The sequence below is a fragment of the Archaeoglobus sp. genome (genome assembly GCF_017656475.1).
GTDB lineage: Archaea > Halobacteriota > Archaeoglobi > Archaeoglobales > Archaeoglobaceae > Archaeoglobus.
In genome coordinates this window covers 1-19,935 of sequence record NZ_JACDNT010000010.1, presented here as the reverse complement: position 1 = coordinate 19,935, position 19,935 = coordinate 1, and the positions used below count along the sequence as shown (strand labels likewise).

At 48.5% G+C, this 19,935-nt stretch carries 26 protein-coding genes; 5 read left to right on the top strand and 21 right to left on the bottom strand.

All coding sequences use genetic code 11. The annotated features are described in order from the left end of the window. Nucleotides 1-28 precede the first annotated feature (28 nt). From H0Z19_RS04440 to H0Z19_RS04415, 6 genes are read right to left on the bottom strand one after another with little or no spacing between them, the layout of a single operon-like run. Complete coding sequence (locus H0Z19_RS04440) at nucleotides 29-595, bottom strand: adenosylcobinamide amidohydrolase (RefSeq protein WP_290724225.1); 567 nt, start codon at nucleotides 593-595, stop codon at nucleotides 29-31. Next, nucleotides 570-1,787 (bottom strand): ABC transporter ATP-binding protein, encoded by a 1,218-nt coding sequence (locus H0Z19_RS04435; protein WP_290724223.1) that lies wholly within the window; start codon nucleotides 1,785-1,787, stop codon nucleotides 570-572. The genes H0Z19_RS04440 and H0Z19_RS04435 overlap by 26 nt, the downstream gene beginning before the upstream one ends. Continuing rightward, entirely contained in the window at nucleotides 1,784-2,752 is a 969-nt protein-coding gene (locus H0Z19_RS04430; RefSeq protein ID WP_290724222.1) for an iron chelate uptake ABC transporter family permease subunit, read from the bottom strand. The genes H0Z19_RS04435 and H0Z19_RS04430 overlap by 4 nt, the downstream gene beginning before the upstream one ends. 40 nt (nucleotides 2,753-2,792) lie before the next feature. Continuing rightward, nucleotides 2,793-3,452, bottom strand: coding sequence for a DUF5612 domain-containing protein (locus tag H0Z19_RS04425; protein WP_290724220.1), 660 nt, complete (start codon nucleotides 3,450-3,452; stop codon nucleotides 2,793-2,795). After that, nucleotides 3,452-3,685: an Lrp/AsnC ligand binding domain-containing protein gene (locus tag H0Z19_RS04420; protein WP_290724217.1), complete on the bottom strand. Its 234-nt coding sequence runs from the start codon at nucleotides 3,683-3,685 to the stop codon at nucleotides 3,452-3,454. The genes H0Z19_RS04425 and H0Z19_RS04420 overlap by 1 nt, the downstream gene beginning before the upstream one ends. 29 nt (nucleotides 3,686-3,714) lie before the next feature. After that, on the bottom strand, nucleotides 3,715-4,179 hold the full coding sequence (locus H0Z19_RS04415) for a PUA domain-containing protein (protein WP_290724216.1): 465 nt from the start codon (nucleotides 4,177-4,179) through the stop codon (nucleotides 3,715-3,717). A 238-nt stretch (nucleotides 4,180-4,417) separates the two neighbouring features. On the opposite strand from H0Z19_RS04415, the gene H0Z19_RS04410 reads away from it, so the two are divergent. Then, nucleotides 4,418-5,233: an MqnA/MqnD/SBP family protein gene (locus H0Z19_RS04410; protein WP_290724214.1), complete on the top strand. Its 816-nt coding sequence runs from the start codon at nucleotides 4,418-4,420 to the stop codon at nucleotides 5,231-5,233. On the opposite strand, the gene H0Z19_RS04405 is transcribed toward H0Z19_RS04410, so the two are convergent. The 9 genes from H0Z19_RS04405 to H0Z19_RS04365 all read right to left on the bottom strand — a co-directional run bounded on the left by H0Z19_RS04405 (nucleotide 5,230) and on the right by H0Z19_RS04365 (nucleotide 11,253). Next, complete coding sequence (locus H0Z19_RS04405; protein WP_290724213.1) at nucleotides 5,230-5,856, bottom strand: LysE family transporter; 627 nt, start codon at nucleotides 5,854-5,856, stop codon at nucleotides 5,230-5,232. The two genes, H0Z19_RS04410 and H0Z19_RS04405, sit on opposite strands and share 4 nt — an antisense overlap. Then, the gene (locus H0Z19_RS04400; RefSeq protein ID WP_290724211.1) at nucleotides 5,853-6,737 is read right to left on the bottom strand and encodes a thiamine pyrophosphate-dependent enzyme; all 885 of its coding nucleotides are present in this window, start codon (nucleotides 6,735-6,737) and stop codon (nucleotides 5,853-5,855) included. Before H0Z19_RS04400 ends, H0Z19_RS04405 begins: the two co-directional genes overlap by 4 nt. Continuing rightward, the gene (locus H0Z19_RS04395; protein WP_290724208.1) at nucleotides 6,734-7,909 is read right to left on the bottom strand and encodes a transketolase C-terminal domain-containing protein; all 1,176 of its coding nucleotides are present in this window, start codon (nucleotides 7,907-7,909) and stop codon (nucleotides 6,734-6,736) included. The genes H0Z19_RS04400 and H0Z19_RS04395 overlap by 4 nt, the downstream gene beginning before the upstream one ends. Nucleotides 7,910-7,918: 9 nt before the next feature. Further along, the gene (locus tag H0Z19_RS04390; protein WP_290724206.1) at nucleotides 7,919-8,203 is read right to left on the bottom strand and encodes a 4Fe-4S binding protein; all 285 of its coding nucleotides are present in this window, start codon (nucleotides 8,201-8,203) and stop codon (nucleotides 7,919-7,921) included. After that, nucleotides 8,193-8,765: a pyruvate ferredoxin oxidoreductase subunit gamma gene (locus H0Z19_RS04385; protein ID WP_365892374.1), complete on the bottom strand. Its 573-nt coding sequence runs from the start codon at nucleotides 8,763-8,765 to the stop codon at nucleotides 8,193-8,195. The genes H0Z19_RS04390 and H0Z19_RS04385 overlap by 11 nt, the downstream gene beginning before the upstream one ends. An 88-nt stretch (nucleotides 8,766-8,853) precedes the next feature. Further along, the gene (locus H0Z19_RS04380) at nucleotides 8,854-9,348 is read right to left on the bottom strand and encodes a YbhB/YbcL family Raf kinase inhibitor-like protein (protein WP_290724203.1); all 495 of its coding nucleotides are present in this window, start codon (nucleotides 9,346-9,348) and stop codon (nucleotides 8,854-8,856) included. A gap of 70 nt (nucleotides 9,349-9,418) precedes the next feature. Next, nucleotides 9,419-9,886, bottom strand: coding sequence for a metalloregulator ArsR/SmtB family transcription factor (locus H0Z19_RS04375; protein WP_290724202.1), 468 nt, complete (start codon nucleotides 9,884-9,886; stop codon nucleotides 9,419-9,421). A gap of 49 nt (nucleotides 9,887-9,935) precedes the next feature. Beyond that, nucleotides 9,936-10,388, bottom strand: a complete 453-nt coding sequence (locus H0Z19_RS04370; RefSeq protein WP_290724201.1) for a COG2426 family protein — start codon at nucleotides 10,386-10,388, stop codon at nucleotides 9,936-9,938. After that, a complete protein-coding gene (locus H0Z19_RS04365; protein ID WP_290724199.1) occupies nucleotides 10,378-11,253 on the bottom strand; it encodes a ketopantoate reductase family protein in 876 nt (291 codons plus the stop codon). The genes H0Z19_RS04370 and H0Z19_RS04365 overlap by 11 nt, the downstream gene beginning before the upstream one ends. A 50-nt stretch (nucleotides 11,254-11,303) precedes the next feature. Here H0Z19_RS04365 and H0Z19_RS04360 point away from each other — a divergent pair, with 50 nt between their 5' ends. Next, a complete protein-coding gene (locus H0Z19_RS04360) occupies nucleotides 11,304-12,566 on the top strand; it encodes a tryptophan--tRNA ligase (RefSeq protein WP_290724197.1) in 1,263 nt (420 codons plus the stop codon). Here the strand turns inward: H0Z19_RS04360 and purM are convergent. Further along, nucleotides 12,563-13,552, bottom strand: coding sequence for a phosphoribosylformylglycinamidine cyclo-ligase (purM, locus tag H0Z19_RS04355; protein WP_290724195.1), 990 nt, complete (start codon nucleotides 13,550-13,552; stop codon nucleotides 12,563-12,565). The genes H0Z19_RS04360 and purM overlap by 4 nt on opposite strands. 45 nt (nucleotides 13,553-13,597) lie before the next feature. Here purM and nth point away from each other — a divergent pair, with 45 nt between their 5' ends. From nth to H0Z19_RS04340, 3 genes are read left to right on the top strand one after another with little or no spacing between them, the layout of a single operon-like run. Beyond that, entirely contained in the window at nucleotides 13,598-14,227 is a 630-nt protein-coding gene (gene nth / locus H0Z19_RS04350) for an endonuclease III (RefSeq protein WP_290724193.1), read from the top strand. Next, on the top strand, nucleotides 14,224-15,027 hold the full coding sequence (locus H0Z19_RS04345; RefSeq protein ID WP_290724191.1) for a DMT family transporter: 804 nt from the start codon (nucleotides 14,224-14,226) through the stop codon (nucleotides 15,025-15,027). Before nth ends, H0Z19_RS04345 begins: the two co-directional genes overlap by 4 nt. Before the next feature lie 39 nt (nucleotides 15,028-15,066). Continuing rightward, a complete protein-coding gene (locus H0Z19_RS04340) occupies nucleotides 15,067-15,876 on the top strand; it encodes a sulfite exporter TauE/SafE family protein (protein WP_290724189.1) in 810 nt (269 codons plus the stop codon). Between the two features lie 5 nt (nucleotides 15,877-15,881). Here H0Z19_RS04340 and H0Z19_RS04335 read toward each other — a convergent pair whose 3' ends face one another. The 5 genes from H0Z19_RS04335 to H0Z19_RS04315 form a co-directional block, all read right to left on the bottom strand. Beyond that, complete coding sequence (locus tag H0Z19_RS04335; RefSeq protein WP_290724187.1) at nucleotides 15,882-16,397, bottom strand: hydrolase; 516 nt, start codon at nucleotides 16,395-16,397, stop codon at nucleotides 15,882-15,884. A gap of 85 nt (nucleotides 16,398-16,482) precedes the next feature. Then, entirely contained in the window at nucleotides 16,483-17,142 is a 660-nt protein-coding gene (locus tag H0Z19_RS04330) for a DUF166 family protein (RefSeq protein WP_290724184.1), read from the bottom strand. After that, the gene (locus tag H0Z19_RS04325; RefSeq protein ID WP_290724183.1) at nucleotides 17,139-17,885 is read right to left on the bottom strand and encodes a P-loop NTPase; all 747 of its coding nucleotides are present in this window, start codon (nucleotides 17,883-17,885) and stop codon (nucleotides 17,139-17,141) included. Before H0Z19_RS04325 ends, H0Z19_RS04330 begins: the two co-directional genes overlap by 4 nt. Nucleotides 17,886-17,906: 21 nt before the next feature. Next, on the bottom strand, nucleotides 17,907-19,310 hold the full coding sequence (locus tag H0Z19_RS04320; protein ID WP_290724182.1) for a radical SAM protein: 1,404 nt from the start codon (nucleotides 19,308-19,310) through the stop codon (nucleotides 17,907-17,909). Nucleotides 19,311-19,356: 46 nt separating this feature from the next. Continuing rightward, complete coding sequence (locus tag H0Z19_RS04315) at nucleotides 19,357-19,812, bottom strand: MaoC family dehydratase (RefSeq protein ID WP_290724180.1); 456 nt, start codon at nucleotides 19,810-19,812, stop codon at nucleotides 19,357-19,359. Between the last annotated feature and the right edge of the window lie 123 nt (nucleotides 19,813-19,935).

Sequence of the window (19,935 nt, the reverse complement as noted above, 5' to 3'; positions counted from 1 at the left end):
AAACGTATTTGATTTGCTACCATACCGCCTACCACTTTGCCAGACTCTCTTTAACAGCTTCTCCGACACATTTCCACAGCTTCCGCCCTACTTCACTCGCAGGACCGGAGTATCGGTGGTATTTGCCTTTCTGAGTGCAGAGCACAATAACGGCATCGGTGTTCGTGCCGGTGAAGTTGTGTCCAGATTCGAGCAGGGCTTTAGCCTTTGCTTCAGTTGCGGTTATGATTGCGTTGAGCATTGCTGCCCTGCTCATCCTGCATTCAAAAATCGCTATGGTATTTATCGTCCCCACTTTCTCGTTGGGGTTCAGCACACCTGCTGTGGTAAATACCGTCACCTCTCCCCAGCTTCTCACGCTCAGCTTGTCCATCGGCACGGAGGTTAGCAGGCCAAAATACGACCTCAAGCCATAGGATCTCGCGACCTTCCTGAGGTATTCAGCAGGCTCCATTGAGTAAAACTCGTCTGAAACGGTATGGTTGAAGGCATACTTGACTCTCCCCCACCCTCCCAGCAGGCCTGTGCTTACACCGAAAAAGTCTCCTGAAACAACCAAAGTATTGTCATCAACCCAGTAGTTTTCGTACTGCATCCAGAACCTCCTCTTCCCTTTTCACAACCACGGCTCTTTCCAGAATTTCCCTGTAAAGTTCCTCGGCTTCCTTCCCCACGAAGTTCCTTTCTTTGAAGGGGGTTTTATCCATCACAACCAGCTTGTTGAGGTTCGCGGCATACATCGCCGCCTGCAAATTTTTGAAATTCCCTCTTCCAAAGCTGAGGTTTGCGAGAACAACAGCATCGCTATTCTCGATAGTCTCAATGTTTTTCCTGTGGGATGAATCGCTTATCGGAGAGAAAGGAGCCTCGTCAACAACTTCACCGAGCTCAGCAGCAACCTCCCAGTCAGAATCCAGGACGTTGACAACACCTGCTGAGACTTTGTAGCCAGCATCCCTGAGCATGTGGAGAATCTCCCTACCACTCCCCCCACCGCAGATGACGTGAACTCTTTTCAAACCATTTGGAACTTTCGGCTTTGGAGCAATGTAGACACCCCTTCCATACCTTCTGACAACCACATCAGCCCCAAAAACGTTCCTTATACTCTCCTCGTTTATGACATCCTCCGGCCTGCCAGCATAAGCGACCTTTCCATCCTTAACCATCAAAATGCGGGTGGCGAATGAGGATGCGAGGTTTATGTCGTGAATAGCAACTAATGCTGCCCTCCCCTCTTCAACTTTGTTTTGTATAATCTCCATAATCTCAATCTGCGCGGCAATGTCGAGGTGCGCTGTGGGCTCGTCGAGGAGCATGACCTCTGGCTGCTGTGCAAATACCCTCGCAAGCATAACTTTCTGCCTCTCCCCACCGCTCAGCTCCGAGAAAATTCTGTCGGCCATGTCCTCCATCCCGACCTCTCTCAACGCCTCCATAGCTGCTCTATAGTCCTCATCCCCCGGCCTCTTCAGCCCGCTCAAGTATGGAGTTCTGCCGAGCATGACGATATCAATAACCCTGAGGTTCGTTAACGGCGTGTCCTGAGGAAGAAAACCGAGCTTTCTTGCAGCCTCTTCGGCATTTCCGATTTCTTTGCCGTCGAGCAAAACCACTCCTCTCAGAGGTTTCAGCATTCCGAATATCGTTCTAAGCATCGTTGTCTTACCGCTTCCATTCGGGCCAAGCAGAGCCAGCAGTTCCCCTTCTTCAACCTCGAAGGTGACATCCTTCAGCACATCCCTGCTTCCGAGAGTTACCGTTATCCCTTTAACCACAAGCCTCATACCGACCTCCTCATCAGCAGGTAAAGGAAGAATGGCCCACCGAGCATTGCCGTTATCGCTCCAACCGGCAACTCCCCGCTCGTTGAAATCCTCGCCACCACATCTATGACCGGCATGAACGCTGTGGAGAGGAGTATCGTGGATGGGAGCAACTTCTGATGCTCCTCCCCAACCAGAATCCTCATCGTGTGTGGGACAATTATCCCCACAAAGCCTATCACACCGCTGATTGCCACAGTTGTTGATGTTAGGAGGGCCACAACGGCTATCAAAGACTTCCTGAACCTCTCAACGTTTATGCCCACAGCCGCAGCATGCTCATCACCCAGCAGCAGAGCGTTGAGGTTCCAGGAGGTAAAAAGAAGGTAAGCAAGCCCAGCGATGGTTATGGGCAATGCGAACAGAACTTCCTCGATGAAGGGGTTTGAGAAGCTTCCCATCAACCAGAAAACAACCTTGTGCATGCTCTGAGCTGAGAAGTAAATCAGAACGGAGGTCAGGCCGGAAAAGAAGCTCGCTATGGCAACTCCAGCCAGAAGGATCGCATACGTCTGGTCGCGAAACTTGGATGATGAACCTATCAGATAAACAACATAAGCAGTAAGGAGGGCGGAGAAGAAGGCAAGTCCGATTCTCGAATAAATAGTCTCCATGGAGAGAGCTACTGACAATGCAGCACCTACACTCGCCCCGCTCGCCACGCCGAGAACGTATGGTTCGGCAAGAGGATTTCTGAACAAAGCCTGCATGGCACAGCCTGACGCTGAAAGCGAGGCCCCTGCGATTATCGCCATCAGGTATCTCGGCAGCCTGTAGTCGAGAACGATTTTCATAGCAGTATCATCAGCATTTCCGGAAATAACCTGAAAAAGATATCCGTAGCCTCCGCTACCAACTCCTAGAGATAGCATCAAGGCCAGAATGTTGAGCGCGAGCAGGGCTGTTACAGCAGTACCAAACCTCACGAAGTCAAATTAATTGGTCATTTGATAAACTTTTTCCGAACTAAATCCTTCTTCCCCTCACCCTGTCAATGTCGAACTTTGCCTTCTCGCTGACATGCATCACGGCAAGAGTTCCAGCCATGACAGGATCGCTTATCACGACATCAGCAACATCGGGCACGCTGCCAAACATGCTGAGCGAGATAACCCTTATACCGCTCTTCCTCAGCTTCTTTACCTCCTCCGTTATCTTCCCTCCCATTATACCTCCCGCAAGCACAAGAACCTCCGCCCTGTGAAGCCTTGAGACGGCCTTAACAGCCTCGGCAATCTCCTCTTCACCCACAACGGGCATGGTGTCAACGCTTATCCTCTCTCCCCTCAAATTGTGCCTGTCTGCCTCGCTTATCGCGCCAATGGCAACCTGCGAAACTAAAGCTCCACCGCCCAGAATTATCACCCTCTTCCCGAAGACCCTCTCAAAGGGCTCTTCTTCCTCAACTTCTGTTATATAATCAAATGCTTTAACCCTTTCAAGGATTTTCTGGAAGTCTCCCCCTTCAATCTCAAAGTATATCAGAGCTTTTCCCTCATGCTCCCCGTGTTTTATCAGAAAGGTCTGGGCGAAGGTGATGTTTCCTCCTTCCTCCGCTATTATCGTCGTCAGATCTCTCAGCACTCCTATCTTGTTTTCCGCAATAATTCTGAGACCCTTCAGCATCAGAACTTCGCCCCTGTCAGCGTTTTAGTCTCGATCACACCATCGATTGCCCTTATCTTGTTGACAACAACATCGCTAAGCTCCTCGAAGTTTCTCACAACAACCTTGGCGATCAGGTCGTATTCTCCGAAGAGGGGATAGAGTTCCTCAACTTCCTCAAGGGATGCAAGAGTATCGTAAACTTTCCTCTCCTTGCCGGGTGAGACCTTTATCAGCACGAACCCAAGGGCCATAAATTGAGTAACCTCTGACAATTTTAACTTTATCCAAAGAACTGCTTCCAGATTTTATCCTTCAGATGATGAATGTTTTTCACAGCCTTTCCTTTTTCCCCAATCATTTCACTTCCATCGCAAAGAGCTAAACCAACCGCAATCGGGCTGTCTTTGCCCTCAACGGTGACGAATACAAAATCTCCTTCCTTTATCCTCTCATCCGCATAAACGATGCCGGGTTTCATCACATCTGCACCGTTCATAATAAACTTCAGCGCCCCCTCGTCAACCGTGACCCTGTACTTCTCGGGCCTGAGCCTCATCACGCCATAGACTGAGAGGTAGTATCTTCCCTCGTAGTTAATCAGCAGAGGCTCGTTGTCAACTAAAATTACCTTAATATTGCCAAAATCAACTTCATCCATATTTCCCTCAACATCTACACCTGCAGTTTCTTTAACCTCCGCACTGACTTTCTTTGCTTCCTTTTTCCTCAGCCTTTTCCGTCGCATGCTTCATTAACTGTACAAAGTTATAAATAATACCTCCACCTGCAATCAACACTGAAACCAACAATCGCAAAAGTTGAAAGACTGTTTCGCCGGGGATATCGAAACCGCAGCATTGAAGAATTGATGCGAAGCTGGACTTTAAAGATCCTGGCAATTTGCTGAATTTTGCTCTACATTTTATTTGCATTCCTCATATCCAAGCCAAAACCCATTTAAAACCAGTAAAAAGCAAAAAACCATGAAAATAAAGGTAGCTCACACTCCGGATGCCGATGATGCGTTCATGTTCTACGCAATGACCCACGGCAAGATTGATACATGGCTTGAGATTGAGCACGTTATTGAGGACATAGAGACGCTCAACAGGAAGGCTTTCAACGCAGAATATGAGGTGACTGCAATCTCAGCTCACGCCTATGCCCTCCTCGAAGACCAATACCGCATCCTCTCTTCAGGGGCGAGTGTGGGTGACGGTTACGGCCCGGTTGTTGTTTCCAAAGAAGAGGTCGAGCTTGAAGGTAAGAGGATAGCCGTTCCTGGAAGATATACGACGGCCAACCTTTTGCTGAAGCTTGCTGTAGATGATTTTGAACCAGTTGAAATGCCCTTCGATCGAATTATCGATGCTGTGCTGAATGATGAATGCGATGCGGGTCTGCTTATTCACGAGGGGCAAATCACATACTCTGAATACGGACTCAAATGCGTTCTCGACCTTTGGGACTGGTGGAGCCAGCGTGTAAAACTCCCCCTTCCCCTGGGTCTAAATGCCATCAGGAGGGATTTGAGCGAGGAAGTGCAGAAAGAGTTTCTCAGAGCCATGAGGGAGAGCATAGCCTTTGCTCTCCAGAATCCGGATGAGGCAATAGAGTACGCGATGAAGTACTCGAGAGGGCTGGACAAGGAGAGGGCCAAGAGGTTTGCAATGATGTACGTCAACGACTACACCTACAACATGCCGGAAAGTGTTGAGGCTGCTCTGAAAAAGCTCTACGAGATGGCAGAGGAAAAAGGCATAGTAAGGATGCCGAAGCTGGACATTCTGAGGCTTTAGATAGGCAAGACGTGCCTGCCTGATACCCCAAAGCTGATGAAATCAACTCCGAAGAGGAAAACGAGCGCTGACAGAGAGATAAGCAGAATTCTGTAGGCTCTTGTGCTGAAAATGGCAAGTGAAGTGATGTGAGCAAGCAGAATCAGCCACACAAAGTCAAGCCAGACGTGGCTCAGGTAGAGCACGGCTATTCCGGCATAGCCCCAGAGCGATATGGCCTCGCTTACAAGTATAGCTCCTACTCCTGCCCACCACGCAATGAAGAACGGATTCAATGCCGAGAGAGCAACACCCGTTGAAAAGGGATTGGCGGAGCTTTCAGACCTCTCCTCTGCCTTGGAAAATGCACTTTTTGCTGTCATAAATGCGAAGAAAATCAGCATCGCTCCTCCTGCTATGCTTAGGAAAGATACTGCAGCAGGTTGAGTTAAAGCTACTGCCACACCTGTTGCAATCAGAAGAACAAGAGGTAACTCAACCGTAGCGTGTCCAACACTCACCCAGAAACCGCCCTTCCACCCACGCTTCAGGCCTATTGCAGCAGTTGCTGCCGTTAAAGGGCCAGGAGCAAGAGCGCCGGAGCTGCTTATTACGACAACTTTAAAAATGAAGGGAAGAATCATTCCTTCTTCAAGTCAAGCCCATACCTCTCGGCATTCTCGTCAGCAAACCTCTGGAGAAGCTTAATCATCTCCTTGCCTTTTTCGTGGGTAAAGAGGTGTCTGAACCTCCTCTGCAGCTTCAGGTACTCCTCAACAGGCTTTCTGTCCTTTATCTTTCTCACAGATGTCAGTTTTCCGTGTTCAAACTCGACGAGCGGATATAGGCCTGTCTCTACTGCAAGTCTTGCAACCTTTATGGCTATGCTGCCATCAATGCCCCAGCCCGTAACGCAGGGGGAGTGAATCTGGATGTACTTTGCCCCCTCGAACTTTACCGCCTTCTTAACCTTTCTCCTGATGTCTGAGACGTATCCAACAGATGAAGAGGCCACATAGGGAACGCCATGAGCTACGGCAATTGAAATCATGTCCTTCTTCCTCCCGACCTTGCCGGGGAGGACTTTTCCTGCCGGTGTTGTTGTTGTCGACTCTCCCGGAGGAGTTAAGCCGCTCTGCTGGTGTCCGGTGTTCTGGTAAGCCTCGTTATCGAGGCAGATGTACAGTATGTCGTGGTTTCTGTCAAATGCCCCGCTGAGCGTTCCGATTCCTATGTCTGCAGTAGCTCCGTCTCCCGCAAAGACCACAACGTATCCTTCATCTTTCCTCTTCATTGCTCTGAGAGCAGCCTCAACTCCTGCAGCAACTCCTGCAGCGTTCTCGAAGAGTGAGTGTATGTAAGGAACGCCCCAGGCGTTCTTACCGTACTGGGAGCTTATGATTTCAAGACAGCCTGTGGAGTTGACGGCAAATACTTTCCCATCAAGAGCGTTCAGGACGGTTTTAACTGCTATCGGCAATCCGCATCCCGGACATGCTCCATGACCACTGCCGAAGTACTTCATGGTATCACCTCCTCGAACTCCTGGTAGCCTTTAAAGGCAAATCCCGGCCTCTCCTTACCCTCAGCAACATCCCTGATAATCTTCGCAAGGAAGTCCTTAGGCATATCTCTCCCACCAAGTCCCACAGCGAAGGAGTAGATTTCAGCACTGCTGTAACCGTAGATTGCAGATTTCAGTTCAATTGAAACCGGCCCCTCGTAGCCAAAGCTAACCGAGCGGTCGAGCACTATAACTTTCTCAGCATCTTTCAAAGCTTCCCTTAGCTCTTCAACCGGAAATGGTCTGAAAGTTCTGATTTTGATCAATCCAACACTCAAGCCTTCATTTCTCAGTTCCTCAACCACCTTTCTGAGCAAGCCCACAACGGATCCCATCGCAACAACGAAAATCTTTGAATCCGGGAAATCCACAGTGATGTGTCCTCCCCAGTCCCTTCCACTGACCTCTGCCCATTCCTTGAAGACATCAAGCATAACGTCTTTTGCCCTCTCCATCGCCTGCTGCATCGCAACCCTGAACTCCATGTAGATGTGCGGTGGAGCATAGCAGCCGAAGGCAAGCGGCTTCTTTGTCGTCATGTAGGCAGCGGGCTCGTATGGAGGGAGAAAGCTGTCAACCATCTCCTGTTCGAGCAAATCTACTGGCTCGTAGGCATGGGTGAGCTTGTAGCCATCCATACAGACCATGAACGGAAGGAGAACTTTCTTGTTCTCCGCAACTTTGTAGGCCTGCGGAATCATGTCGTGAGCTTCCTGATTGTTCTCAACGTAAACCTGCATGATTCCTGCATCCCTCATTGCCATGCTGTCCTGATGGTCGTTCCAGATGCTTAGCGGGGCTGACAGAGCTCTGTTGGTGTTTACAAGTACTATTGGCAACCTCATTCCTGCTGCATTAAACAGCACTTCACTCATTAAAATCAAACCCTGGCTGCATGTTGCTGTGAAAACCCTCGCACCAGCAGCTGATGCTCCTACAAGCATACTTGCAGCCCCAAACTCTGACTCGGCAGTGATGTACTCAGCTTCTCCCAGTTCTCCGTTGGCATACATTGCAGCGAGATTTTCTACAATTTCGGTTTGGGGGGTGATGGGATAAGCGCAAATGACGTTAGGACGGCATAGTTTTACTGAATATGCAACCGAGTAAAAACCTCTCACGACTTTCTTCATTATACCACCTCAAACCTTGAATATATCCTTAAGTTCCATCTTAATTGCCTCGAACGGGCAGACTGAAGCACAAATGCCGCATCCCTTGCAGTAGTTGTAGTCAACGACAGCATACTTCTCCTCTCCAACCTCTTTAACCTCAATGCATAAATCGGGGCAATACTGCTCGCAGGTTTTACAGCCATTACACTTCTCTTTATCAACGACCGGATAATGCGTTCCCCAGTCACCCGTTTTGAGCTTCTCTGACTGCAAAGGTTCCGAAATTGCTCCGAGATTGAGCTTAATCTTCATTCCTGCACACCTCCATCATGTAACGATAAGCCTCCTCAACCAGCTTTGCGTTTTTCTCCGCCAGCTCCCCTTTGAACCACTCTTTTACTACCTCTACAAGCGTTTCGAGAGATATGAGCCGTGTAGCTCCGCCAAAAGCCCCAACCATAGCGGTGTTGGTTATCGGCCTTCCAAGAACTTCCATCGCCATCTTCGTTGCGTTGATTGTTGCGACCTTTATTCCCATCTCATCAGCCTTGACTTTCTTCTTAAGATCCTCAGAACTCTTTGGATAATTTGCGATCAGCATTCCACCCTTCTTTAACCCAGAAACGACGTTTACAGTCTCCATCACGGTTGGATCGAGGACAACGACGTAATCTGGATTGTAAACTTCATCCCTTGCAACTATTGGTTCATCGGAAATCCTGAGAAATGAAACAACTGGAGTGCCTCTTTTCTCCGCTCCAAACATTGGGAAGGAGAGGGTGTAGTATCCCTCCTTAAATCCTGCAACGGCAAGCAGATCAGCTGCTGTTACCGCTCCCTGTCCTCCTCTACCGTGAAATCTCACCTCAATCAGAATTTTGACCACCTCTCTTACTCGCCATCCTCAAAAGAATAAAAAATTAACGGAATGATTTTTAGCCTCAACGGAGGTCTTACCGCCCCTATCTGCTGTAAACGCCGTAAATTTCGCCGTACTGCAAAACGTGCCCTTCAATGGAACGAAGTAAATCCTGCCTGTTGTAATCCCCCTGCAGAAGAGTGTCAAGGGCATAAACCTTGAAGTAATATCTGTGCTCACCACCTGGAGGGCAGGGTCCGTTGTAACCGATTTTGCCAAAATCGTTTATTCCCTGAATCATTTTTGGATGATCAACAACTCTGGTTTTGGGCACGTTTTTAGGAATCTCTGAAGCTGGTTCAACGTTCCACGCAATCCAGTGTGTGAAAACACCTTTTGGCGCATCAGGGTCTTCGCAGATTATAACAAGACTTTTTACGCCTTCCTTCAAACCCTCGATGTAGAGAGGTGGCGAAATATCTGCACCATCACATGTGTATTTCTCGGGAATTCTACCTCCTTCTTCAAAAACCGATTTAACTGTCAGACTCTGCGTTTCTCCAGTTTTCCTCTCCTCAGAACAGGCAGAGAAGGACACTGCAAAAATGGATCAAGAGGATCAACATTTTGTCAAGTTTCATAATATTAGTCGAACACAAAAATATTAACTATTTTCCGAACCTCAGGTAAACAAAAACACCCGCCAGCACAACTGCTACAATCAGAAAGAGAAGTTGCAGGTCAAAAGCACCTCCAGCCGCTTCTGTAGTTGGAGCGTAGGGAGTAATGGCGTGGGGAGTAATGGATTTATCCGCAACCATAAGTGGCTTCTCAGCTGCACTCCACAACTTCAATGCTGCAAAAACCACTGTAGAAATCACCGCTCCGGCAAGAGACGCGAGAGAGACTGCAGCTTCAACCTTCACCCTCATCTCCCCCTTAGGCGTTATCCTGTAGTAAACCCACTTGCCCCTCTCAAGCCTCTCAACAAGGCCAGCCTCGCTCAGCTTGCTGAGGTGGTAGCTGACTGTTGTCTTGGAGTAACCCGTAATTTTTGCTATTTCTGATGCTGTGTAGGGCCTCTTAATCAGCTTTGAGAGAATCCGAACCCTCGTTGAGGTGAATAAGTCAATCACACTCTAAGATAGCACATTTTCCCCAATAAAGTTTTGGTTTTGTAATAAATTATAGAAGTCTTATTATCCCAAGAGATGCTAAAAGAACAACTATGCCTGCAATGCAAACTCCAGCGGAGATGAAAAGTAAAGCTTTCAAGCGGTTGAGCTGGAGAAGGAAGGCCAAAAGCGTCCCCGTCCATGCTCCTGTGACTGGAAGAGGAATGGCCACAAAGAGTGTGAGGCCGAGATAGCCGTACTTCTCAACAATCTCTTTCCTTCTCTCCACCCTCCTTACTATTTTTCCGTAGAGTCTGGCAAGCAAATCGACTTTTGTGGCAATTCTCACGAGATAGTCGAGGAACAGAAGTAGAAAGGGGACTGGCAAAATATTCCCCGCAACGGAGATGATATAGGACTCTACTGGGCTGAAGCCGAGGTAGAGGGCAAGGGGAATCGCCCCTCTCAGCTCGGAAAATGGCATGGCAGAGAGAATGAGCACGCTAAGCATGCTAACGTCCAATCTCCACACCCCTCACAAGATTCAGAAGTGTTCTGTTGGTCGCACAATCAATTCCAAACTCCTCCCCCTTTTTCACTATTGCACCATTGATGAACTCAACCTCCGTCCTTTTTCCCCTCTCCAGATCCTGCAGCATCGATGACCTGTTTTCAGCCGTCATCTCTGCCACCCTTCTGACTTCTGCCACCGCATCGAATTCGTAGCCCATTTTCGCCATCACCTCTCTGCCCTCCTCGGCAATGGTCTTCGCCACCTCCCAAAGGTAGGGATTCCTCACAACCTCGCCATTCCTGACCCTGCAGATGGCCGTGATGGGGTTTATTGCCGCGTTGATGACTGCCTTCACCCATATCCTGAACTCGATATCCTCCACCACATCAGCCCTTATCCCTGAACTCCTCAAAACATCTACAACCATCTCAGCCTCTTTGCTAATACTCCCATCCATCTCCCCTATGTATGTATAGCCCTCACCCGCATAAACGACATGTCCGTAATCCTTCAGATTCGCGCCGTATGTGGTTACACCCCCCAAAACCCTCCTGCAGTATTTGGCAAGAATCTCCTCATTCCCAACACCGTTCTGAAGGCTGCAAACAACCCCTGCATCAACTTCAGCCAATTTTTTCGCCGCATTTTCGGTGTCGTAGGCCTTTACAGTCACGAAGGTTATGTCCGCATCCTCAGGTTCTGCGGTGCAGTAAACCTTTAACTCGAACTCCTTCAGCCCTGAAACCCTCAATCCATTTTTCAAAGCAGAAAGCTGCTTCCCCCTCGCAACGAAAATTACCTCATAGCCTGCAAGCTGAATCAATGCTCCTATTAGAGATCCGAGTGCTCCTGCACCCATTATCTGAACCCTCATTCAGAAGAATTTCTGCACAAAGAATATTAACCTGCCGTTTACTGGTTGGCATGAACGTCACACCATGGGAGGTCGAGGGAGTCATTGACTACAGCAAGCTCATCGAGGAGTTCGGGATGCAGCCATTCAGCGAAGTGCTTCCTGAAATTGAGAATCCGCACATCCTGATGAGGAGAGGGGCAATTTTCGGTCACAGGGACTATTGGAGAATTGTTAAAGCGATGAAGCGCGGAGAACCGTGGGCGGTGATGTCGGGCTTCATGCCCTCCGGCTTACCGCATTTCGGTCACAAAATGACGATGGATGAAATCGTCTGGCATCAGAGGTCTGGTGGTACGGCATTCGTTGCGATAGCAGACATGGAGGCACACTCGGTAAGGGGGCTGAGCTGGGAGAAGACAAGGGAGCTCGGTTTGTTCTACATCAAATCCATCATAGCCCTTGGCCTGAACGAGGATGCTGTAATTTACTTCCAGTCAAAAAGTCCCCACGTAAAGGATCTCGCCTTCGAACTTTCAGCAGAGGTAAACTTCAGCGAGTTGAGAGCTATATACGGCTTTAACTCGGACACAAGCCTTGCAAAGATGTTCGTTACCGCTGTTCAGGCTGCTGACATCCTCCATCCCCAGCTTTCGGATTTTGGGGGGCCAAAGCCAGTCGTTGTGCCCGTCGGGGCGGATCAGGATCCTCACATGCGGTTGACCAGAGACCTCGCAGCGAGAGTGAGCATTTTCAGCTTCGAACCGATAGAGAAAGGTTTGAGGATCAGGAGCAGAAAGGGGGGTGATTATTTAGACAACATCAAAAAGCTTGATTTTGAAAAGAAAGTTTACGAGGAACACATCGACATTTTTGGCGATGTGGAGGAGATTGAGAGGGCTGTGAGAGAAATTGAGGTTAATATTGGAGGCTTTGCCTTCATTCCTCCATCGTCAACATACCACAGATTCACCACCGGCCTTACAGGAGGGAAGATGAGCTCAAGCAAGCCTGAGAGCTATATCTCCCTGCTCGACTCTCCAGAAGAGGGAGCGAAGAAGGTCATGAGAGCTTTTACGGGAGGAAGGGCCACTGCCGAGGAGCAGAGAAGACTTGGAGGAGAGCCTGAGAAATGCGTCGTGTTCGAGCTTTACAGCTACCACTTAATTGAAAAAGATGAAGAGTTGAGGCAGATTGAGGCAGACTGCAGGGAGGGGAGGATGCTCTGCGGGAAATGCAAGAAAATGGCTGCTGAACTGATCAGAAACTTCCTGAAGGAGCACCAGGAAAAAATGGAGGCAGTAGATTTGAGCAAGTACACCATCATCGGCTAAGCGTCGATTCTCAAATCTTTAACGTAAACGCCCTCTCCCTCTTCCACGTGACCAACAACTCTACCTTCACAAAGCCTTTTCAGCTTTTCAACCTCGCTCTCCGGGAGAATGACCATGAACCCCATCCCCATGTTGAAGGTTCTGTACATCTCCGCCTCATCCACCTCTCCTAGCTTCTGAATGAACCTGAAAATCTCCTGCGGTTTGAGCGGTTTGTCAATGACATACTTCATGTTCTTCAGCCTCTTGAGCTTCATCACTCCGCTTCCCGTAATGTGGGCAAGTCCGTGAACCTCACATTCTTTCACCACATCAAGAATTTCCATGTAAATCCTTGTTGGAGTTAGCAGCTCCTCTCCGATTGTTTTATCCCCAAACTTGTCGTGGTAACTCAGCCCTGCGGCCTCAACAACTTTTCTGGCTAAAGTCAGGCCATTGCTGTGGATTCCGCTGCTCGGAATGGCAAATATGACATCTCCGTCCTCTATTTTATCTCCGGTGATTATGCCATCTTTCTTAACCCATCCGATGGCTGTGCCTGCCAGATCAAAGCCCCTCACAATTTCCGGCAGTGTGGCAGTCTCACCGCCGAGAAGTGTTATGTTGGCAATCCTGCACCCCTCCTCTAAGCCCTTTGCTATCTCAGCCATAACCCACTCATCTGGCTTTTCTATGGCTATGTAGTCAACCATCGCCAGCGGTTCAGAGCCGATAGCCAGCAAATCGTTTACGTTCATTGCAACACAATCAATGCCGACCGTGTCGAACTTCTTTATGGCATCAGCAACCAGAATTTTGCTCCCAACTCCATCAGTGGTAATTGTTATGCCGAAATCACCACAATCTATAACCCCTGCATAGTGTGAGGTCAAAATAGGCTTCCCAAAACCGCTCCTGACGTGCTTTATCACACTTGCAAGAGATTTTATCGCCCTCTCCTCCTGCCTGATGTCAACTCCCGCCTTTGCGTAGTCGAACTTTGGCATGATTCATGTCGGAAAAGTCTTTTTAAAAGGTTGCCCATCTGAACTGTGGATCCTGTCAGGGTTGTGGAACTCATGGAAAAGGAGGCGAAGAAAAGGAAAGCTCCCGTTTACCACCTTAAGGCGGAAATAAAAACTCCGTTCCAGCACCTTGTTGCAGCACTCCTCAGCTCAAGGACGAGAGATGAGGCTACAGTCAGGGCAGCGCAGAATCTGTTTTCGAGGGTTAAAGGCCCCGAAGATTTGCTGCAGATGAGCGAGGACGAGATAGCGGAGCTGATAAAGGGCGTTGGCTTTTACAGAGTTAAGGCAAAGAGGCTGAAAGAGCTTGCCGAAAAGCTGGTGAAAGAGTACAACTCGGAAGTTCCACTCAAGTTCGAGGAGCTTGTGAAGCTTCCCGGCATAGGCAGGAAGTCCGCAAACGTTGTATTAGCTTATTCAGGAATTCCGGCAATTCCCGTCGACACCCACGTTCACAGGATAGCCAACAGACTGGGGTGGGTTAAAACGTCCAAGCCAGAAGAGACAGAGGAGGAGCTGAAGAAGCTCTTTCCGGTTGAGCTCTGGGGAAAAGTCAACAGGGCGATGGTTGGATTTGGACAGACAGTTTGCAAGCCCCAAAAGCCTTTGTGTGACGAGTGCCCCATCAGGGACTGTCCAAAAATCGGGGTAAAATGAACTACTTGGTTCTGCTGATTCCGATACTTTTCAGCATCCATCAGATTCTCGTGAGGAAAGGGAGCAGCGAAGCGGAAACCATAAGCGGAATATACGTGAGTCTCATTGCTTCAACGCTAATCTTCATTCCCTCAGTACAGCATCCAACCCTCGACAGAGACTTCATAATCCTGATGTCCACCGCTGGAGTTTTGCACTTCTTTATTGCAAGAATCTGCTTCTACCACGCCATCAGCAGAATAGGAGCGAATCTATCCGCCCCCTTATCCGCAACCAGAGTATTCTTTGCCGCATTAATCGGAATCTTTGTTGGAGAGTATCTGACGATCAAGATTGTGATAATGTCTCTGCTCATATTCACCGGAATACTGCTGATTTCGAGGCCGAAGGGAAAGGCAGATACTCTCGGCGTAACCTTAGGCATTCTAACTGGATTCTTCTCTGCAATCTCCTCGTATTTCGTTAAGTTTGGCAACACTATCGACTACAACCCCCTTTTCGCAATATTCCTCGGATTTGCCCTATCATCGATTCTGATGACTCCTATAGCCATAAGGAGAGACTTGCACAACACCAAGTGGTACTTTGCCGCTGGAGTGGTTGTGGGCGTGGCGCACCTCATAAGATACGTGGCGCTGAAAGAGGTTCCGGTCACCGTTGTCGAGCCAATTACAAGCTCATACCCGCTTTTCACCTTACTTCTATCAGCTGTTTTTCTGAGAGAAAGCGAGATATTCACGGCAAGGTCAATAGCCGGGACGATGCTAATCCTGGCCGGGATTTACATTTACTACGCCTGAAATCAAAATCCTTAAAAGGATGCATTCCGGAGAATTTCAATGCTCCTCCCATTCCTGGCAGCGTTCATCATTGGCCTTATCTGCTCCCCAGCCGGAGTGACGGGAGCGTTCCTTCTCCTGCCATTTCAGCTTAGCGTTCTCGGAGTAACCTCTCCAGTTGCGAACTCGACCAACCTGCTTTACAACATTCTGTCCATTCCGGGTGGAGCCTACAATTTCTGGAGGGAGCGGAGATTTTTACATCAGCTTGCCATCGCCCTCGTTCTCGGCTATCTGCCTGGAATGTACCTTGGATCCCTCGTCAGGATTAACTTCTTGGGGGATGTGAGAGTTTTCAAGGCTTTCGTTGCACTGGTTCTGCTTTACCTCGGCATCAGGCTGATTGTTTCAAAATCCAGACGCATAGAGGGGGAACTAACTGTCCTGAAAGCTTCCCCCTTTAGAGTTGAGTTCAGCTTTGCCGATAGCCGGTTTTCCTTCAATCCCCTTGCTGTTGCTCTGATCTCATTCCTTATCGGGATTGTGGCTTCAGCTTATGGTGTTGGTGGGGGAGCACTGACGGCTCCGATCCTCGTCTCGCTTTTCGGCCTGCCAATTAAGGCCATTGCAGGAGCGAACCTCGTTGGCACATTTGCAGCCTCAGCTTTCGGGATAGCTAGCTACACAGCTCTCGGCTATCCTCCTAACTTGGAGAACGGGGTTGCGATGGGTGCTGGCGGGGCATTAGGGATATTTATAGGTTCAAAGCTGCAGGGAAGAATCGAAGAAAGAAAGCTGAGAATTCTGCTTTCCGTTCTGATTATCGGAATCTCTGCCAAATACTTGCTGGAGTTTGCTTCTTTCGGTTAGGAAATTTAACTTTTTACAATCTCCAAGATTTCTTTGAAAGCTGGATGCTCGGCGCTCTCAATGAGCTCGTATATCATGCTCTCAGACGTTGTGAGCTTTATTCCTTCACTCTGCATCCGCATAATAGCTATCTCCTTGTCGTAGCTTTTCCTCGATCCTGTGCAATCTGCCGCAACGTAAACCTTGTATCCTGCTTTCTTCAAATCAATTGCCGTCTGGAGAATGCATATGTGCGCTTCTATTCCAATAAGAATTACTCTGTCGGCGTTGGTATCTTCCAGTTTCTTTTTAAACTCCTTGTTTTTGAAGCAACTGAAGGTGGTCTTCTTGATTGCCTTGCCATCTACCACATCTGCCACCGCGTCAACAGTTTTTCCAAGTTTTATCTGTTCTGTGACCAGAATGGGGATTTTTAGTGCTTTAGAAGCTTTTATTAGCTTAACTGCATTTTTCAGTATGCAATCAATCCCTTCAATGTGTGGAGAGAGTTTTTCCTGGAAGTCAACAACCACCAGAGCCATATTTTTAAGATTCACAACCCCTTAATTAGCTTATGGATTGCTTTGTTGATATTGCAAGGATGAGATATACTTGAACAGGTAAAAATCAACAATCATCTTTCAAAGCCTTTTCAATTGCCTTCTCAACCGCCCTCTTGTGCGCCCTTGCGGCCTTGTGTATTCCACCCTCATGCCCTCTTGGGGCCAAGCAGGGAAAAATCTGGGTGTAATATCCCGCCTTTGTCGGCGCTTCTTCGACATTCAACCCTTTAATTTTCTCCGCCACAAAGTACGTGGCTCCGCAGAAGGCACTCCTCTTAACCCTCGCGTCCTTTATCCTGCCATTCTCAACCGAAACTTCCATCTTTGGAGAGCCGAAGTGCTCAAAGAACTCCCTGACCCTCTCATCCTCCACCTTTGGTGTGGCGCAGCAGATCTCCTCCCACACTACCCTGACTCCTCTCTTCTTGCCCTCCTCCTTAAGCTGCTTGTAAGCCCCGCTCTTTGCTCCTCCAGACACAACGATGAGCCCAATTCCCCTCTCAGCAGCCTGCTTTATCAGCTCAAGGTTTATATCGGGATGTGCGGCAAAGGATACAATCATGTCCACGTCAAAGTCTTCCGGTAGCCTCAGAACTTTATCGGGTTCATCTATCAGCTCAGGAAGGTTCTCGGGTATTTCATACACTTTAACTTCGAAGAACTGGGAGAACATCCTGATATCTTCCCACCTTTTTCCCTTTCTCGTCACCACACCGAGCTTCATTGAACGAGCTCCTCAATCTCTCTTTTTATCTCTTCAAAAGGCTTCAGATCACATACTTTATATGGTGGAACGTTTTCAAGGTCCGCCGTCACAAAGCACTGGTTGTATGGAATGACACCCAGAATTGGATAATCTATACCGGAAATCAGCTCTCTCGCCCTCTCCGATTCGATGAACTTGTTTACCACAACTGCAATTCTTTCTATTCCGATGTCCATTCCGAGCTTCCTGATTCTGTCAAGCGTCTCAACGGCCCTCGTTCCCGGCTCTATTACTGCAATAAGTAAATCCACACCTCTTGCCGTTCCCCTTCCGAGGTGCTCAATCCCGGCTTCCATGTCCAGAATCAGCACGTCCTCTCTCTTAAATATAGCATGCCTAAGTATCGCCCTCAAAAAGGCGTTTTCGGGGCAGAAGCAACCCTCTCCACCCTTTTCAATCGTTCCGAGAACGAGAACTCTAACACCATCCTCGTTGTAGACGGAATACTCCTCAAAAACGTCGTCAACCTTCGGATTGAGTTTGTACATCCCCATTGGGCCCACAACTCTCTGCTCTATGATTTCATGCAGTTCAGAGAGCGGTTTTGGTTTCTCCTTCAAGCCGAGCGCAGAAGGAAGGTTGATGTCCGCATCACAGTCTATTGCGGTGACTCTGTAACCGTCCCTCGCAAAGAGGTGAGCAAGGACTGCTGCAAGAGTTGTCTTTCCAACGCCTCCCTTGCCCGATATAGCAATCTTCATTGGCTGAAGTAGAGATGGCGATTAAAGAATTTTCTTTATTTTGTCGTACTCCTTCAAAAGCGTGCTCTTCCTGTATCCGTGGTCGATGAAATCCCATGGTAATTCCAATTCTGGGTCGATGGGTCGCAGGTATTCCTCAAACTTTCTGTAGCTGGCACCTTCAAGCATTGCCGCAACTTTTCTGTCTCCTCTCGATAGTATGGTCTGAACGGCAAACTCCCTGAAGCCCGATATGTCCGCTTCTATTCCGGCCTTTTTTGTCTCCTTTCTCAGGTAATCGAGCTTTTTCTTGAGTTCCCTCAGCCCCTCCTTAAGATTCGCCTTTCCACCGAATCCAATCCACTGGAGCGGGGTGTGGGGCTTTGGAACGAGCGGGTTAACTGAGATCTCCACCCTTCTAACAAGATTTCTAACCTTCAGGCTCTGCTCCATAATTGCTTTAACGTCTTCCATTTCTTCTCCGGGCAAACCGACCATGTAGTAAAGCTTGACTTTCTCGAATCGCGTTGAAGCAAGCTCTGCAGCCCCAATCACATCTTCCTCCTCAATCCCTTTGTTTATTACCTCCTGCAGCTCCTCGGAAGCGGTTTCAGGGGCAACTGTGAGCGTTCTAACTCCAGCCAATTCCAGCAAATCCGCAAGCTCCTCGTCAAGCGTGTCCGCTCTCACAGAAGATGGAGAGACTTCCTTACCTTCCTCAACGTACTGCTGCACGATTTCCTTGAATTGGGGATGGTCTGAGGGCGAGGGAGCGATGATTGCAACCTTTTTCTCCCCCACCTCAGGAAGGAGGTCACGTCTCCTCCACCTTGGAGGGAAGTATATCTGTCTGACAATGCAGAATCTGCATCTTCTGATGCATCCTCTGCCGATTTCAAGCAGAAAGCACCTTCCGTAAGCTCCCTCCCCAATTATTTGTCTGTCCATGTGCTTGCCTAGTTCAGCATAAACTCTCCTGACTTTTTCCTCCTTCCCGGTATAAATGCCTGGAATTCCAGATAGCTCCTCAGGTGTTTTTGCCGCTATCAAGTCCTCCACGTAACCTTCTGCCTCGCCAATGAAAAATGCGTCAAAGTAGTCCATCAGTGGCGAAGGGTTTTCCATAGCACATGGTCCACCTGCGATCTTAAGCCCCTTAAACCCGCTTTTCTTCAAAATTTCAACGGCCTTAAAGTAATCTGTCTCATACTGTAAGCTGAAAAATGCAACATCGAATTCCGAAAGGGGTGTGGCTGATTCAACACTCCTCAAACCATCGAAGACGTCAGCGTAAAAACGCTCGCAGATAGCATCGCTTTCATTGATTTTAGCGTAGATGTACTGCAGGCCGGTGTTGGCTATCCCCCCCACATACCTGTTCGGATAAACTAGGGCAACCCTTCTCATCCCCTTCCGGTAACGCTTGGCGAATGGGTTGTGCTCCACTTCCCTCTATCGGGGTTTCTGTATGTAGTCTTTACTGGCTTAAAAATCACCAAATAAGAACTCTCACCCACCCCTCTGCAACAACTTTGTCGTCAACAAAACACTTCACGTCTACTTTACACCGGTTCTTGACCACCTCTGTGACAACACCCTCTACCCTCACCGTATCTCCGATTCTCACCGGAGAAACGTATCGAAAGCCCTGCTCAAGCAGAACAATTGTCCCTGGCATCCTCGCAACTGCCGCAGAAACAAGACTTGTGGTGAGCATTCCATGCACCACTTTCCCACCAAATTTCGTTTTGCTCGCAAAATCCTCATCAAAATGCACCGGGTTCAAATCACCGGAAGCAAGACCGAAGAACGCTACATCAATTTCATTGAGCTTTTTCTCGTATTCTATCCTGTATCCCTTCCTAACTTCACCCTCAAACTTCTCGAAGGGCTTTAGCTCTCCACCCTTCTTGCAGTAAATTCCCTTTAGCTCTTCCAGCATTGTCATTAATCAGACCTCTTCCTGCTCTATTTTATAGCTTCTGTTGATGTTGGTAGTGAAAAAAGAGGAAGAAATTATAGTTAAGTGCATAACATCTTAAACTTATCACCCAAGAACTTCTCAATCCAG